Source organism: Brevibacillus sp. YAE8 (assembly GCF_057543335.1).
This window is the reverse complement of record NZ_BAAIYG010000010.1, coordinates 73,473-88,213: the sequence shown is the minus strand read 5'-3', so window position 1 is coordinate 88,213 and position 14,741 is coordinate 73,473. Positions and strand designations below refer to the sequence as shown.

Here is a 14,741-nt window from a genome sequence, read left to right as displayed (position 1 = left end):
AGGCTAGGCGGCCATTCTTTCAGCACGGGGAACGGCTCTCTGCACGCTGCTCTCTGTTCCTACTCTTCCTTTTCTACGCAACTGATAACGAACTATTCAAATTATTAGTTACAAATTATAATGCGACTCTGTTTTCTTGTCAAACAAAACCGCATCCTGCTTTGGATCGCGCACAAAAAAAGAGAGCTCACACCCGGGTGGCTCTCTCTTGCTTTATGCTATCGTCGGCTGTTACACCGCTTCGTAGATGGCTTCGTAGCGCTTGCCGATCTCTTCGTCGGTCAAACCGGCTTCACGCAGACGGCCGATCAGCGCATTTGCCCAAATCTCGGTGCGTTGCGCCATTTTCGCGTATTTTTTCGCTTCCTTCACTTTGCGCTTGGCGCGATCTTCGCCGTTCGATTTGAGGTTGTCGAGGATGAACAGCATGTGCATCGTATCTTCCTCGTTCAGCTCTTTCCAGTTATCGTTCAGAAACGCGACTACTTTTTTGTAGTAGCCATCAAACTCTTCAAAGGAAATTTCGGTATCCATGTTGAGGTATTCTTTCATTTTGTCAAATAGCTCTTGCATCTAGCGTCACAACTCCCTCAGTATTCTCCGCACTATTATAACAAAAACAAGGCTGCACAGGAAGTTGCCATTATTTGTGAGCACAGCGCCCGGATGCGTGTGCACCCTCCCCATGCAACAAGTCTCGCAATCAACTATAATGAAAGGATACTGAATCGTCCTGAGGAGAACAAAGATGCCAACACACAAAAAGGAACAAGAGACAACGATACGCGTCGGCCAGCAAATGACGCTCACCATAAAAAGTCTGGGAATCAACGGCGAAGGGATCGGCTACTTCAAACGGAAGATCGTCTTCGTCGAAGGCGCTCTCCCCGGAGAGGTCGTGCATGCCGAAGTGACGGAAGCGCGGGAAAAGTACGCAACGGCCCGGCTGCTGCGCGTCGTGGAGAAGTCTTCCGCGCGCACAGTCCCGCCCTGTCCGGTCTACAAGGAATGCGGCGGCTGTAGCCTGCAACACATGGACTATGCGGCACAGCTTGCGAGCAAGCAGGAAATCGTCATCGAGTCTCTGCGCAAATACGCCCGCCTGTCCGATCCCCCCGTCGCCCCGACCATCGGGATGGACAACCCGTGGTCGTACCGCAACAAGGCGCAGTTCCAGGTGGGCAAGCAAAACGGCAAGCTCATCGCCGGACTGTACCAGACAGGCAGCCACAAGCTCGTCGATCTGGAAGGCTGCCAGGTGCAGCACGAGGCGACGACCAAAATCGTGCAAGCCGCGAAAAAAATCATCGAGGAGCTGGGCATCCCCGTCTACGACGAGCGCAAGCGGACAGGCGTCATCCGCACGATCGTGGCGCGAGTAGCTTTTGCCACAGGCGAAACGCAGCTAACGCTGGTGACAGCCACCAAGGAAATTCCCCGCGTCAAGGAGCTGATCCTGGAGCTGCGCACGCGCCTGCCCGAGCTTGTCAGCATCGCGCAAAACGTCAATCCGCAAAAAACGTCGCTCGTCTTCGGCGACCAGACGTTCTCCCTGTGGGGCAGGCCCGCTATCGCGGAAAAGCTCGGGGAGCTGTCGTTTGACTTGTCGGCGCGCGCCTTTTTCCAACTGAATCCGGAGCAGACGCAAAAGCTGTACGACCAGGTGAAAAAAGCCGCCGCCTTGACTGGCAAGGAGCTTGTGCTCGACCTGTACTGCGGCACGGGCACGATCGGCTTGTGGCTCGCTCCGCATGCCCGCGAGGTGCGCGGCATCGAGCTGATCCCGGAAGCCGTCGAGGACGCCAACCGCAACGCGGCGCGCAACCAGGCGACAAACGCAAGCTTCCACGTAGGCCGCGCCGAGGTACTGATGCCAAAATGGGCCAAACAAGGCACGCGCCCGGACGTCGTTGTCGTCGACCCGCCGCGCACCGGGCTGGATGATGCGTTGATTCGTTCGCTGCTGGATGTGCAGCCAAAGCGGATTGTGTACGTGTCCTGCAACCCGTCGACATTGGCGAAGGACGTGGCGAAGCTGCTGCAGCGGTACGAGCTGGCGAGCGTGCAGCCGGTGGATATGTTTCCGCATACGGCGCATGTGGAGAGTATTGCGTTGCTGGTAAAATAACACGTCAAGAGCAGCCTGGGTGTTGGCTGCTCTTTCCCTTTGTAGACTCCTCCCGCTATGATACGATAGTCTAAATCTGTGGGAAATCGCGACGATCGCTCGCATCTAGCAGGCACACTCTCCAAAAAGAAGGGAGTATGAAACAATGGATCTGGAAACGGTTATGCAGGAACTGGAAGCTCTGGGCAAAGAACGAACGAAGAAAATATACATGTCCAATGGTGCGCACGAACCGCTTTTTGGGGTAGCTACTGGCGAGATGAAGCCGATCGCTAGGAAAATCAAAATCAATCAGCCTTTGGCTGAGCAGCTTTACGCCACAGGGAACTATGACGCCATGTACTTTGCTGGCGTCATCGCAGACCCAAAAGCAATGACTCCGGCAGATTTTGAGCGCTGGATGGATGCCGCTTATTTTTACATGCTTTCCGATTACGTAGTGGCCGTAACCTTGGCAGAAACGGATATTGCGCAAGAGGTTGCCGATAAATGGATCGCAAGCGGCGAAGAGTTGAGAATGTCAGGGGGCTGGAGCTGTTACTGCTGGCTTTTGGGCAATCGCCCGGACCGTGAATTTTCGGAAAGCAAAATGGCCGATATGCTGGAACTGGTCAAAAACACGATTCACGCTGCTCCCGAACGGGCGAAATACGCGATGAACAATTTTATTTACACCGTGGCGGTATCGTATTTGCCGCTCCACGATAAGGCGGTCGAGATCGCCGAGGCAGTAGGCCCGGTAGAAGTCCAAGACAAAAAGGGAAAAAGCAAATTCCTGCGCGCTTCGGAAAATATCCAAAAGGCCATCGCCAAAAACCAGCTTGGTTTCAAACGCAAGTATGTAAGGTGTTAAGGCGTTCGAATTTGCGCTGGCAACTTTCGGTCGAAAGGAAAAAGAAGCGTTTTGCTCACAATTGGTTGAAGTTAGAAGCGAAATTTTTCTTCCATTCCCCCGTTGGCAGGAAAGGCGGCTATCATCAGCCGCCTCTACTTCTCCCTCATTGAATCGCCTCAGAAATATTTCTAACGGACCATTTCGATTGTTTCTTTCCAGCAAAGTAGCCAAAACGACAGAAAGCATCCAAATCCCGGCTGCAATGGCAGAAGCCATACCGTTCGTCACATGTCCTCCCAAATCGAGTGCCACTGGCGATAGAAATAAAACAAGCATGAAAATGGCTGCATACGCTAATCCCCCGGCGATTCCGGTTAGGATGTGCAAGCCATAAAAAGACTAGGTTCCATACGCTTCCGATCAGAGACAGAGGCAGCGCTCCCAACAAAGAAACGGTTAATCCAATGATGATGAGGCGGTCATTCTGAAGCGAATTACTCTTTGCTTGGTTGGAATGCCTTAAAGCTGTACATAGAAAAAAGTACAGCGCCGACAATCACTAGCGCACCTCCCAATCCAGACAAAGGCCCCCCAATGGCTTCCATGCCGGCAATAATCAAATACATCCCTCCTACCAGCAACGGGACCCCGAGCGTATGCAGCCAGAAGTGCACCTTTATCATTTTGGCATGGCGAGGCGACGAAAAAATACAGTACACAACCCCAAATAAAGCGGAAGTCACCCACCCGACCAAATTCACATGGACGTGCAAAGACGTATATTGAAAAAGATTGGTAACGCCCATCAAATACCCGATGAGCAGCCCGAGAATCAAATAAATGGTTGAAATTCGGATAAAGTATTTTCCCATCCAAACAACCTCCAAGCTTTTATTTTTTCCCCAAAATAATCCGGTGCGAAATGCTTTTGCTCTTGGTGACTCTACTTCTCCTGCCAAATGTGCCTGCAACGGAATTTTGCAAAGCGCTTATGGGCACCAAGAAAAACTAACACCGTTAGATTAAAGTCAAAAAAATAATTGATCTGTCTCCTTACAAAAGCATTTCCTTACTGCTTGGATCGAAAAGACATTCCTTTGAACGCCGCTTTGGCAGAAGGGTTGCCTTTCGACGTTTCCAAGATTGATATGGAGAAAGAATTTCGCTTTGGTTTGGAAGTATTGATGGAAGGGTTTAAAAGCAAGGCGAACTAACAGCGGCACCGTTGGTATCCGGTTACGGCTTTTTTCAATGGGTCCAAGCCGTGAGATGCCGCTCAATAAAATCCATGTCCGGGTACTGGAATGAGTTGCCTAAAAAATGCGCAGCATGACCTGGCATGTTTTTCGCTCTCTCATACGCAAGGAGTACGAAAACGTGCCATCGAATAAAAGAACAAGCCGGTCTTTGCACACTGTTTTCTGTCAAGGATACACATATAGCCCTTCACCGATCCGGCTTACGGTTTGAACGGTGCAAAGCCACAAGTAAGGTTTCCCAAACAACTGAAGAGCTAACTGCCAGCAAAACGAAAACTCAATGAGGAGTGTCCTTGATGACAATTAGCGAAAAGCACCCCAAGGTCGAAGCTTTTTTAAGCAAAGAAAAAAAGTGGAAGGCAGAATTTGAAAAGCTGCGCGAAATTGTTCGCGCCTGTGGACTAACCGAGGATTTTAAGTGGATGCATCCTTGCTACACGTTGAACAGCAAAAACATCGTATTGATCCATGGATTTAAAGAATATTGCGCGCTTCTGTTCCACAAAGGGGCTTTGCTGCCAGACCCTCATGGGATTCTCGTCCAGCAAACGGCGAATGTACAGGCGGCACGCCAGATTCGGTTCACCAATGTGCAAGAAATCATCGAGCTGGAAGCCATCCTCAAAGCTTACATTCAGGCAGCGATCGAAGTGGAAAAAGCCGGTTTGGAAGTAGAGTTTAAGCAGGATACAGAAGACATCATTCCAGACGAGCTCCAAGCCAAATTCGCGGAAGACCCTGCCTTGAAAACGGCGTTCGAAGCGTTGACGCCAGGACGGCAACGTGCGTACATTCTTTATTTTTCTCAACCGAAGCAAGCCAAAACCCGGGAGTCCCGGATTGAAAAATACAGGCAGCAGATTCTCGATGGGAAAGGAATGCACGATTAGGCGATTCGCTAAGCGCGTAACCACTCATCTGGGCCGCTCCGCCCCTCATACCAGTAGCCAAAGCGGAAATGCCATTCCAAAAAGGCACCAGTTCATCCGTAGCTGGTGCCTCTTCCTTTTTTACAAGCACTTGGGAACAGCCACCCAATGCCCTTTCCTCACTTCCACCAGTTCGGAATGCTCCAGGCTGTATTTGTCGCCTTCCGTCTGCTCCTCCAGCAGCACGCGTTTCTTTTTCGACTCGATCTGCGGATCGGGGACCGGGATCGCGGCCAGTAATGTTTTGGTGTATTCGTGCTGCGGGTTGGCGTACAGCTCTTCGCTTTCGGCCAGCTCGATAATTTTTCCGGCATACATCACGGCGACGCGGTCGCTGATATGCTTGACCATCGACAGATCGTGCGCGATGAACAAATACGTGAGGCCGAGGCGGTGCTGCAGTTCCTCCAGCAACTTGACGACTTGCGCCTGGATCGAGACGTCGAGTGCCGAGAGCGGCTCGTCGCAGACGATGAATTGCGGATCGACGGCCAGTGCGCGGGCGATCCCGATTCGTTGGCGTTGCCCTCCGGAAAACTCGTGCGGATAGCGCATCGCGTAAGCAGGCTCCAGCCCCACCAGGTCAAGCAGTTCCTCGACGCGCTTCTGCCGTTCCAACTGGCTGCCCGCCAGCTTTTGCACGTCCAGCGCTTCGCCGATAATATCCAGCACCTTCAGCCGCGGATTAAGCGAGGCGTAAGGGTCCTGAAAAATCATTTGCATGTAGCGGCGCATGCTTTTCATCTCTTTTGCCGACAGCCTGTTCACCGACATCCCCTCGTACAGCACATCGCCGCCAGTTGGCTCGTGCAAACGCAAAATCGTCCGCCCCGTCGTCGATTTGCCGCAGCCGGATTCGCCCACGACGCCCAGCGTTTCCCCTCTCTTAATCTGAAAGCTGACGCCGTTGACAGCTTTCAGGATGTTTCCTTTCCCCATGTCAAAATATTTTTGGAGCGACCGGACCTCGATGAACGGCTCGTTGTCTCGCTTGGTCAAAATGAGCGGAGCGGGCTTCGCTTTCTTTTTTTCATCGAGACGCGGAAGCGCGTTTAACAGCTTCAATGTGTACGGATGCCGGGGATTGGCAAAAATCTGTTCCGTCGTTCCCGCCTCTACGATTTCCCCGTCTTTCATAACCACGACGCGATCGCACATGCCCGCCACGACACCGAGGTCATGCGTAATCAGGATGATCGAAGTGCCGAACTTTTCCTGCATCGTTTTCATCAGCGTGAGGATTTGCGCCTGTATGGTGACATCGAGCGCCGTCGTCGGCTCATCGGCAATCAGCAAGGAGGGACGGCAAGCCAATGCCATCGCGATCATCACCCGTTGCCGCATGCCGCCGGAAAACTCGTGCGGGTATTGGTGGTAGCGGGCTTCGCTGTTGCGGATGCCTACCAGCTTCAGCATGTCCACCGCTTGCTGCTCCGCCTCTTTTTTGGACAGCTTCTGATGTTTGATGATGCTCTCCGCTATTTGCATTCCGATCTTCATAGTAGGATTTAGAGAAGTCATCGGGTCTTGAAAAATCATGCCGATGTCCTTGCCGCGAATGCTCTCCATCTCCTGCTCCGTTTTGTCAGCCAGGTTTTCGCCCAAAAACAGAATCTCGCCTTCCTTCAAAAAAGACGGCGGAGACGGGAGCAGGCGCATGATGGACCGGGCCGTCACGCTCTTGCCGCTCCCCGATTCGCCGACGATTCCCAGCGTCTCTCCTTTGTTCAGCTCAAAGCTTACCCCGCGCACAGCCTGGATTTCCTCGCCGCGGGACTGGAAGGAAACGGACAAATTTTGCACTTGTAAAATGGGCTCCATTTTTCTCTCACCTGCTATTGACTATAAATTCTCGCTACCATAAAATATACTAAACATATCGGAATTATGCAATTTAAACGAACGGAGGAAGAAAAGGTTGTGAGGACAGAGACGGAACCGACGAGAAGTTTTGAGCTGCCCGCTGTGACAGCCAGCCTGCGAACGGCCGCATGCAAAATGTTTTTATATCCTCCCTACCGTCTGCTGCTTCTGCTGTTGGGCGCTCCCGTTACGCTTGTGGCGTGGGTTGTTTATTTATACAGGAAAAAAACGGGTCCTTACGCGTCCGAGCTGGCGAAAACCAGGCTGGAACTGACGGCTTCCGGGTACAAGGAGGAGTTGCAGGCGGAGATTGCGGAGCAGTTGCGGCGAAAGCACCGTTTTTTCGGGCAGCAAGTCAGTGAGCGGGAGCTGAACCGCCAGGCCGAAAAGGAAGCGGAAGCCCGGTTCCGGGCAGCGATCCTGGAGCGCACCGAGCAGAAGCTGCAGCAAGCCGAGCGAAAAAGACTGAGCTTTGCCGACACTTTCCAGTCGCTTATCGAGCATCCGCTCTTTTTGCTCGTCTCGCTTTTGCCCGGCTTGCCCATGTACCTGCTACTCTTCATTTTCAGCAATCCGTACCTCAAATACATAGTGGAGCGGCTCGTCATGAGCGTGTTCGTCATTTTTGGGGTAGCTGTCATCGTCTTTACGATTTTGTATCTTTCGCCGTTCAACCCGGCGGCCAACATCCTGGGCGAAACCGCGACAGCCGAGCAGATTGCCGCGTTCAACCGTATGTACGGGCTTGACCAGCCTTATCTCGTCCAGTTGTGGAACAACATCAAAGGAATTTTTACCTTCGATCTGGGCAAATCGTACTCCGGCAACGAGGAGATCACCTCGGCCATCGCGCGAAAGTTTCCGGTCACGCTTGCATTGACGGTCATCTCGCTGCTGCTGGCTATGGCGATCGCCTTGCCGCTCGGAATCATTTCCGCTGTCAAGCGAAACTCGTTTTTCGACTATACGTTCATGTTCATCGCCCTGATCGGCTTGTCGATTCCGAACTTTTGGCAAGGGCTTGTGTTCATTCTCACTTTCTCGATCAAGCTCCACTGGTTGCCGGCCAGCTACAATCCGCAAAACTGGCTGTCCATCATCATGCCGGTCATTGTGCTGGGGACAGGCTTGACAGCGGCGGTAGCCAGAATGACGCGTTCATCCACGCTGGAAGTCATCCATGAAGATTACATGCTGACCGCCAAAGCGAAAGGGCTGAGCCAAAGACAAGTTTTGCTCGGACATGCAGTGCGAAATGCCATCATTCCGATCATCACCGTAATTGGCCTGCAGTTCGGCGCCATGCTGGGAGGTTCGTCTGTGACGGAAAAAGTTTTCAATATTAGCGGGATCGGCAGCTATATCGTCGACATGCAATTCATCCCCGACATCCCGAGCATTATGGGCGGTGTCGTGTACACGGCGATTACCATTTCGCTGGTCAATGTGGTCGTTGACATTTTATACGCCTTTTTTGATCCGAGAATCCGATCCAAGCTGAAACAAGACTAAAGCGGGTGCAATCATGACAACGACGTATGATCGTAAACAAAAAAACCAGTTCAAGCTAAAAGCTTCCCTGGAGTACAGTCAAGCCAGCTTCGCCTGGATTTTGTCTTTGAGCTTGTCTGTCATTTTGCTTTTGAACAGCTATGATTTCGCCGCCCAGGCCGTTCAGCCGTATGTGTTTGCTGCTTTTGTCGCCTACGCGCTGTTTACAGGGCTTCAAGTCATCCTCACGGCAAAAATCAGGCGGGACATTTTGACGAGCGGCGAGATTCAGGGCGCGACGAGGGCTTTCGGCTATGTGCAACTGCTCAGCATGCTGACAGGAAATTTGTTTGTAGCCACCGCGGCATTCACTTTGATTAAAAAACAGAAAAACCCCGCCTACACCTTTGCTGTGTACATGCTGCTGACCGGGCTGGCTGTGATCGCCGTATCGGCATTGAACCTGTTCAAGCCGTTCGTCGCCAATACGTTCCTGCCAGCCATGTTCATATTGTTGGCGATCGCTGTCTTTCATTTGGCCGCTTTCTTGCTCGTCGCGAAATATGCGAGTGGGCACCATGCGCCCGCCTGGCTGAAGCTTCTCGCCTATCCGCTCATTTTGACGGGAGTCACCGGAAATCTGTTTGCGCTGCTTTTGGGACTGCATCTGCTCGCCAAAATTCGCCAGAACAACAGTCCCGCTTCGGCAAAGTGGGAAGACGTCTGGGAGCGGCTCACCCGCCATACGACCTCCATGCTCGGCTTGTTCTTCGTCGTCTTTCTGTTTTCGCTTTCTGTTTGCAGCTATTTTACATTCAGCTACAGCGTGGCGATTCACAACAATTACGGGGCGATTTTGCAATCTCCCAGCCTGGCTTATCCGTTCGGGACAGACAACTTTGGCCGCTGCCTGTTTTCCCGAATTGTCTTCGGCGCCCGCATCTCGCTGATCGTCGGGGTGATTTCCACGCTCATCCCGCTTGTTGTCGGAGGCATTCTTGGCGCGATTTCCGGCTATTACGGCCGACGCACGGACAACGTCATCATGCGGCTGCTTGATATGTTGTACGCCATTCCCGGCATTCTGCTCGCCATTGCGATTATCGCTGCGTTCGGCGCAAACACGGTAAACCTGATCCTGGCGCTGAGCGTCGGGGCGATTCCGACCTATGCCCGCACCATGCGGGCGAACGTCCTGCAAGTCTCTACCTTCGAGTTCGTAGAAGCAGCGCGGGCGTTTGGCGCCGGGAACATGTCGATTATTTTCAAACACATCGTTCCTAATTCTTTTGCGCCCATGATCGTCAAATCGACCTTGACGATCGGCAGCGCCGTCATTTCCACGAGTAGCCTGAGCTTTTTGGGACTTGGCGTAGAGCCGCACATTCCGGAGTGGGGGAACATTTTGAAGCTGGGAAGCACGTATTTGGAGTCTCATCCTTACCTGGCGATTTACCCGGGGCTTGCCATCATGCTGCTGGTTCTGTCCTTCAATTTTCTCGGGGACGGATTCCGCGACGCGCTCGACCCGCGAACAGACTAGACGAAATCACGTTTTTGTTACCAGTCCGTCCGCGGATTTTCTATAGATAAGATAAAAAAATCGTCGTTTTCAGGAGGAAGGAACATGAAGAAACGCTCATTTATCACCTTGGGACTTGCCTTATCGCTCTCCCTGAGCGCTTGCAGCAGCGTGCAGACGGAAAGAGAGGCAATCGGAGACAATCCCGCCCCTACAGGCGACACCCCGCAAGCGCAGTCCGGCGTCACGATTGAACTGCTCGGATCGAGTACCGGAGAGTCCGACATTAATATTATTCGCGACCAACTGACCAAAAACGGCTTCAACGTCAAGCTGAACCTTCAGCCCGACTACGGCAGCTTCAAGGCGCAGCAGGACGCGGGCAACTTTGATATCGCCCTGTCGAGCTGGACGACCGTTACCGGCAACCCCGACTATGCGGTCCGCTCCCTGTTCAAAACTGGCGGCGACTACAGCATTTTGGCTGATCCGGAAATCGACAAGCTGATTGACGAAGCTTCGACGCAAACGCCCGAGCAATACGGCGAGACGTACAAAAAGCTGGAACAGCGCCTCGTCACCGACAAAGCGTATATCGTGCCGTTGTACAATTCGTTGAAGAGTCAGGCGTTCAACAAGGAAGTCGTCGACGAGAAATCCATCCGCCTGTCCAAATCGCGCTCCCTGCCGTGGGAGGAGCTTGATTTTGTAGACAAGTCCAAGCGCGCCAGCACTCCGCTCGTTTTGCAGCAAGCAGCCTCCACCTTGACGTCGCTTGACCCGATCAAAGGCAACGACGGGTCGATCAACATGCTCAACACGAATATGTACGTCCGCCTGGTCAACCTGACCGACGACGACGTCATAACGTCCAAAGGCTCCCTGTCGCTCAATCACAGCATCGCGGAAGGCAATTCCGAATATTACTTCCTGCTCCGCGACAATATCAACTTCGCCAAAGTCGAAAACAAGGCTGCGGTAGATTCCGGCGAGCGCGTCGGCGCGGAAGACGTTGTCTTTTCCCTTTTGAGAGCGAAGGACAAAAATTCCGTCCCCGATCACCGCACGTACACGCTGCATGAACATATCAAAAACGCCGAGATCGTCACCGATCTGAAAGCTCTGGAAGCGGTCAAGCAAGCTGGCGGCAGCGGAACCGTGAAGGAAGCGCTGGAACAAGGACTGGACGCGAAAATTTCCGCGCTGGTCGCCGACAAAACCCAGGCCAACAACAAGGAAGGAAAGTACCAGGTGGTGAAGCTGACCACTACCGAGCCGTTCCCGCAAGTATTGAACTACCTGGCGCACCAGTCGGGCGGAATTGTCTCGAAGAAGCAGGTCGAAAAAATCAATACGTATGACGTCGCGACTTTTGATAAGAACAAGGACATTCCGTACGGGGATCAAAACACGGTAACGGAAGGCGACAAGTACAACAATACGCTGTTCGCAAGCGGCCCTTATATTTTGGCTTACAAAAACGACTACGAGGCTGTCTTCTACAAAAATCCCGGCTATATGAAAGGAACCGAGCATGAGCCGCGAATCTCGCAAATAACCGTCCGCTTCATCAAAGATGCAGACAGCTCGCTTGCCGCACTGCGCAGCGGCGAGATCCATGTGTACTACAGCGTGCCGGAGACGAAGTACGAGATCGTCGAAGGCGACAGCAAGCTCAAGCTGCAAACCCTCCCGAGCAACGCCGTGGCGTACTTGCTGTTCAACACCAAAAACCGCGAAGTCGCCAAGAGCGAAGACTTGCGCAAGGCGGTTCTCTACTCCATCAATCAGGATGAAATTTTGCAGTTTTATAAAAACCACAAGCTCAAAGCGTTCTCGACCGTCAGCCCGCTCGTCAAAACCGGAAACGAGCTGAAAGCCGATCCGGCAAAAGTGCAGGAGTTTTTGAACAAGTACAGGGAGAGCGTGAAAAAATAAAGCAGGTGGAAAGGCTTATGTTCAGGCTGTCGATGATGTCGGCAGCCTGTTTTGGCCTTCATAGAAGCATGCTATTTAGCCAACATTTCGCTTCCGCAGTAAAGCCGCGCTTCAGCAACTGTTGATGTATGAGGTGTATCAAGCCTTTTTTGCTCACTGCCTGTTCCTGGCAATCTCGAATAAATGCCAGTATCGTCTCCAGTTCAGCCGCATTGAGAAAAGCTTCGATCTGTTCCAGATCGCATTCCGGGATTTCTTCCCGAAACCACGGATGGGGGACATATTGTCTGGCTTCCGCTGTTCTGTTCCATGGGACTACTCCCAAACTATCTGAAGTTCTCAGGACAATATTCGCGGAACGCTTGGCCCGTACTTTTTGCACGTAATCAAAAGGGTCTTCGATCGGCGGGAATGAAAATGCGCTGGCCGCTTTTTCCTGAACCAGCTTTTTTTGCCTCGTCCATAGCTCCGCATCAAAGTATGGCGTAGATTTAAGCTCCTGCTGTTCCCGCAAATGCTGCATGTAAGCTTCTTTGGTTGGAAAATCAATAAGCAAAAACGTATCGTGACCAAATAAGCTGAGAGCGAAGAAATCCTTTATATTTTCGGCAACAATCCTTACACAATGGCCAAAATCCATGGGAGAAACGCATATCACTGGTGAACTCATGCAAGCTTTCACTGTAAAAGTCCGAATTTTCCTGAACATCCAGATGTTCTCCGCCAACTAGGAAAAGAGTATATTCGCGTAGTTAACCAACTGAGTGAACAGGCGGAACAACTTGGAGTTTTTCCGAAAGTGACAACCAAAGATGTAGAATCCCGCCTTCCCTCTGCCGTCTGTAATCAAGCCATTCGTGATGCCAAGAGTGTGTACCGTAAAACTAAGAAGCGGGGCACTCGCCCTATTCTCAAAAAACCTGTCTATTTCATCAACAATCAAAACTATTCCATATCTGAAAATACGGTGGCTTTCCCTATCGTCGTTGATGGTAAGACAAAGAAAACAACCTTTCTTGCTACTCCAACGAATCGAGACATGGAGTTGTTAAGTAAAGCCAAGCTTGGACTGATGCGAATCGTTGAAAAATCAAGAAAATGGTACGCTCAACTATCGTTAGAAGTTCCAACAACCGAATCAAACGGTGAATACATGATGGGGATTGATCTTGGTCTGAAAGTTCCTGCTGTTGCTGTAACTTCTACAGGGAAAACCAGATTTTTTGGAAATGGCAGACAGAACAAGTACATACGCAGAAAGTACCAGCAACGGAGGCGGAAATTAGGGAAACTTAAAAAATTGTCTGCCATTCGGAAGTTGGGCAATAAAGAGCAACGTTGGATGAAAGATCAAAACCATAAGATTAGTCGTCAAATTGTCCATACAGCCATTCAAGAAGGCGTGTCGGTCATCAAGCTTGAACGACTGGAGAATATTCGCAAGACGGCAAGAACAAGCCGAAAAAACGCAAAGAATCTGCATAGTTGGACTTTCTATCAGCTTCAACAATTCATCTCCTACAAAGCAAGCCTTGTCAGCATAAGGGTTGTGGAGGTTACTCCTGCCTACACTTCTCAATCTTGCCCTGCCTGTGGGGGGAAGAACAAAGCGAGAGACAGAAGATACGAATGTTCATGCGGATTCAACGCTCATCGCGATCGGGTTGGAGCTATCAATATCATGCGTCAACCTGTGGCAGATGGTAACAGTCTGTCAGCCTAAGATGCTATACGCACTGTCTTAGGACGGGCTGATGAGACAGCCCTGAACTTGGGGGAACTACGGATAGCAGAAATGCACTTCCGACTACCACCCAAGAATCCCACTGATACCGAAAGGCTTCAGCTTGCGGCTTTAGCCGTGGGAGTCTCAAAAATGGTCATTTCCATATGGCGGGCGATCTCTATTTGCCAGCCCGCTTTGACGAAAGCAAACAATACCCGGCGATTGTCACCGTCCATCCAGGCGGCGGAGTCAAGGAACAAACAGCAGGTTTGTACGCACAAAAGCTGGCCGAGCAAGGCTTCGTTGCCTTGGCCTTTGACGCTTCTTGCCAGGGAGAAAGCGAAGGCGAGCCGCGTTTGCTCGAAGACCCTGCTGCCAGAGTAGAAGACGTGCGCTCTGCGGTTGATTATTTGACGACGCTTCCGTTCGTCGATGAGGAAAAGATTGGCGCACTCGGCATTTGCGCTGGCGGCGGCTATGCCGTAGCGGCGGCCCCAACCGAGCGGCGCATCAAGGCAGTAGCGACGGTCAGCGCGGTCGATATCGGTGCCATGTTCCGCGGAGAGGACAGCGCTGCGGCCCTGCAAACGCTGGAAGCGGTCGCGAAGCAGCGCACGGCAGAGGCAAAAGGCACAGATTCGCTGTTCCTGAACTGGGCATCGAATACGCTGGAAGAAAGCCGGCAAGCGCCTTCCGTACTCATGCGTGAAGCGTATGACTACTACCGGACGCCTCGGGCGCAGCACCCAAATTCGACGAATCGCTTTCTGTTCAGAAGCCTTGACAAAGTCATGGCCTTCTCAGCGACAACGTTAATCAGCACCTTTTTGACGCAGCCTCTGCTGCTGATTGCAGGCAGCGAGGCAGACACGCACAGCTACAGCGAACAGTTCTATGCCCTGTCGAACGGGCCGAAGGAGTTGTTCTGGGTAGAAGGGGCCACTCACATCGCCATGTACGACATTCCGGAGTATGTCGGACAGGCTGTAACCAAACTGGCCGAGTTTTTTGGCAAAAATCTGTAACGAGCGCGTAGCAAAAGGCAGCCAG

At 52.0% G+C, this 14,741-nt stretch carries 11 protein-coding genes and 2 pseudogenes; 8 read left to right on the top strand and 5 right to left on the bottom strand.

The features are described from left to right. Positions 1–231: 231 nt before the first annotated feature. Positions 232–573, bottom strand: a complete 342-nt coding sequence (locus tag AC27IT_RS14625) for a hypothetical protein (protein ID WP_005827620.1) — start codon at positions 571–573, stop codon at positions 232–234. A gap of 175 nt (positions 574–748) precedes the next feature. Between AC27IT_RS14625 and rlmD the strand changes: the two genes are divergently transcribed. After that, complete coding sequence (gene rlmD, locus AC27IT_RS14620) at positions 749–2,128, top strand: 23S rRNA (uracil(1939)-C(5))-methyltransferase RlmD (RefSeq protein WP_487091871.1); 1,380 nt, start codon at positions 749–751, stop codon at positions 2,126–2,128. Between the two features lie 145 nt (positions 2,129–2,273). Beyond that, complete coding sequence (locus AC27IT_RS14615; protein WP_327920732.1) at positions 2,274–2,981, top strand: DNA alkylation repair protein; 708 nt, start codon at positions 2,274–2,276, stop codon at positions 2,979–2,981. 153 nt (positions 2,982–3,134) lie between these two features. Here AC27IT_RS14615 and AC27IT_RS14610 read toward each other — a convergent pair. After that, a pseudogene (locus AC27IT_RS14610) lies at positions 3,135–3,429 on the bottom strand (DUF418 domain-containing protein); the annotation flags it as partial. 28 nt (positions 3,430–3,457) lie between these two features. After that, complete coding sequence (locus AC27IT_RS14605; protein WP_327945238.1) at positions 3,458–3,922, bottom strand: cytochrome-c oxidase; 465 nt, start codon at positions 3,920–3,922, stop codon at positions 3,458–3,460. 596 nt (positions 3,923–4,518) lie between these two features. Here AC27IT_RS14605 and AC27IT_RS14600 point away from each other — a divergent pair. Continuing rightward, positions 4,519–5,112, top strand: coding sequence for a YdeI/OmpD-associated family protein (locus AC27IT_RS14600; RefSeq protein ID WP_487091870.1), 594 nt, complete (start codon positions 4,519–4,521; stop codon positions 5,110–5,112). A gap of 120 nt (positions 5,113–5,232) precedes the next feature. On the opposite strand, the gene AC27IT_RS14595 is transcribed toward AC27IT_RS14600, so the two are convergent. After that, complete coding sequence (locus AC27IT_RS14595; protein ID WP_487091869.1) at positions 5,233–6,972, bottom strand: ABC transporter ATP-binding protein; 1,740 nt, start codon at positions 6,970–6,972, stop codon at positions 5,233–5,235. Positions 6,973–7,071: 99 nt separating this feature from the next. Here AC27IT_RS14595 and AC27IT_RS14590 point away from each other — a divergent pair, with 99 nt between their 5' ends. The 3 genes from AC27IT_RS14590 (at position 7,072) to AC27IT_RS14580 (ending at position 11,965) form a co-directional block, all read left to right on the top strand. Next, positions 7,072–8,526, top strand: coding sequence for an ABC transporter permease (locus AC27IT_RS14590; protein WP_025845463.1), 1,455 nt, complete (start codon positions 7,072–7,074; stop codon positions 8,524–8,526). A gap of 13 nt (positions 8,527–8,539) precedes the next feature. Then, entirely contained in the window at positions 8,540–10,048 is a 1,509-nt protein-coding gene (locus AC27IT_RS14585) for an ABC transporter permease (protein WP_327920737.1), read from the top strand. Positions 10,049–10,132: 84 nt separating this feature from the next. After that, entirely contained in the window at positions 10,133–11,965 is a 1,833-nt protein-coding gene (locus tag AC27IT_RS14580; RefSeq protein ID WP_487091868.1) for an ABC transporter substrate-binding protein, read from the top strand. 58 nt (positions 11,966–12,023) lie between these two features. Here the strand turns inward: AC27IT_RS14580 and AC27IT_RS14575 are convergent, their stop codons facing one another. Beyond that, positions 12,024–12,605 carry a hypothetical protein gene (locus AC27IT_RS14575; RefSeq protein ID WP_025845457.1) on the bottom strand — a complete coding sequence of 194 codons (582 nt, stop codon included), beginning with the start codon at positions 12,603–12,605 and terminating at the stop codon, positions 12,024–12,026. Between the two features lie 28 nt (positions 12,606–12,633). Between AC27IT_RS14575 and AC27IT_RS14570 the strand changes: the two are divergent. Continuing rightward, a pseudogene (locus AC27IT_RS14570) lies at positions 12,634–13,688 on the top strand (RNA-guided endonuclease TnpB family protein). 167 nt (positions 13,689–13,855) lie between these two features. Next, a complete protein-coding gene (locus tag AC27IT_RS14565; RefSeq protein WP_327945230.1) occupies positions 13,856–14,716 on the top strand; it encodes an alpha/beta hydrolase in 861 nt (286 codons plus the stop codon). Positions 14,717–14,741: the final 25 nt, after the last annotated feature.